5 tRNA genes are annotated in these 525 nt (G+C 51.8%); all 5 read right to left on the bottom strand.

What is annotated here, in order from left to right:
- Positions 1–36: 36 nt before the first annotated feature.
- Positions 37–126: transfer RNA gene (locus QM877_RS10240), tRNA-Ser, on the bottom strand.
- Positions 127–132: 6 nt separating this feature from the next.
- A tRNA-Glu gene (locus tag QM877_RS10235) sits at positions 133–204 on the bottom strand.
- Positions 205–213: 9 nt separating this feature from the next.
- Positions 214–287, bottom strand: a tRNA-Ile gene (locus QM877_RS10230).
- A 36-nt stretch (positions 288–323) separates the two neighbouring features.
- Positions 324–394, bottom strand: a tRNA-Gly gene (locus tag QM877_RS10225).
- 5 nt (positions 395–399) lie between these two features.
- A tRNA-Val gene (locus QM877_RS10220) sits at positions 400–472 on the bottom strand.
- Between the last annotated feature and the right edge of the window lie 53 nt (positions 473–525).

Raw genomic sequence — 525 nt, 5'->3', positions numbered from 1 at the left:
GAGCTACCGAGCTGCTCCATCCCGCGTTAATAATAAAGGAGGATGTGGGATTCGAACCCACGCACGCTTTTACACGCCTGACGGTTTTCAAGACCGTTCCCTTCAGCCGGACTTGGGTAATCCTCCAATAAATAGTCCGTACGGGATTCGAACCCGTGTTACCGCCGTGAAAAGGCGGTGTCTTAACCCCTTGACCAACGGACCATATTTCAATGGGCACGAGTGGACTCGAACCACCGACCTCACGCTTATCAGGCGTGCGCTCTAACCACCTGAGCTACGCGCCCAAGTTAAAAAACTTGGTAAATGAACGAAATGTTCAAAGCGGGTGACGAGAATCGAACTCGCGACAACAGCTTGGAAGGCTGTAGTTTTACCACTAAACTACACCCGCTAAAATGGGAGTTAACGGGATCGAACCGCTGACCCTCTGCTTGTAAGGCAGATGCTCTCCCAGCTGAGCTAAACTCCCTTTAGCTAAGCGACTTCCTTATCTCACAGGGGGCAACCCCCAACTACTTCCGG

This window comes from Streptococcus infantis (assembly GCF_047463655.1).
GTDB lineage: Bacteria > Bacillota > Bacilli > Lactobacillales > Streptococcaceae > Streptococcus > Streptococcus infantis_Z.
The sequence above is the reverse complement of the archived record's forward strand: the minus strand, read 5'-3'. Positions and strand labels throughout refer to the sequence as shown.